The organism is Ruegeria sp. P10 (genome assembly GCF_056534925.1).
Genome location: NZ_JBQERJ010000032.1, coordinates 1 through 788, shown reverse-complemented (window position 1 = coordinate 788; position 788 = coordinate 1). Strand labels below are relative to the sequence as shown.

1 pseudogene is annotated in these 788 nt (G+C 57.9%); it reads right to left on the bottom strand.

Annotated features, from left to right (window positions below):
- Positions 1-30: 30 nt before the first annotated feature.
- Positions 31-731: pseudogene (locus ACR0FB_RS20675) on the bottom strand (IS5 family transposase); the annotation flags it as partial.
- Positions 732-788: the final 57 nt, after the last annotated feature.

The window sequence follows — 788 nt, the reverse complement described above, 5'->3', positions numbered from 1 at the left end:
GCAATGTCACGAGAGGGGGGGTGCGACTATGTAGCGACGCTTGTCGTACTTCACCGCTTTTTTTGGCTGCTTCCGGCTTGGGATGCACATGCGTATCCCTTTGTCTTTCAACGTTTCCCGGAACCAATCAGCGTCATATCCGCGATCTCCGAGCAGCCATTCGACATCTGGCAGGCTGCTCAACAATGCTCGTGCGCCGATGTAATCACTCATCTGCCCAGGCGTCACAAACATGTTGAGTGGGCGCCCCTCGCTGTCGCGGATGACACGCCGTTTGGTGTTCATGCCGCCCTTGGTTCGGCCCCTCTCGGCAGCATCCTTCGGATGCGCCTGCCAGGCAGTGAATCAGGTGTCCACGCCCCCCTTTTTGACGCTCATGCTGGTCGCTGTGCGGTGCGCCTTCATGTAGGTCGCGTCCACTGCCCGGCAGTCGAAACGCAGTTTCGATGAGAGGGGATCATCACGGTCTTGTCTTCTCCGTGCTCAGCGGCCAATCCGGCCATCATCCGCGCAAAGATGCCCTTGTAGCTCCAACGTTTCCAGCGGTTGTAGAGCGTCTTATGCGGGCCGTATTCCTTCGGCGCATCGCGCCAGCGCAAACCATTGCGATTAATGAAGACTATCCCGCTCAACACCCGCCGGTCATCGACGCGGAGTTTGCCATGAGACTTTGGCAAGAAGGGCTCAAGACGCGCCATCTGGGCGTCGGTCAGCGAAAACAGATCAGACATGTTCACCGCCCGTTTTTCGAACCGTGAAACACGCAACCCCGCTGAAATCAATGGGTC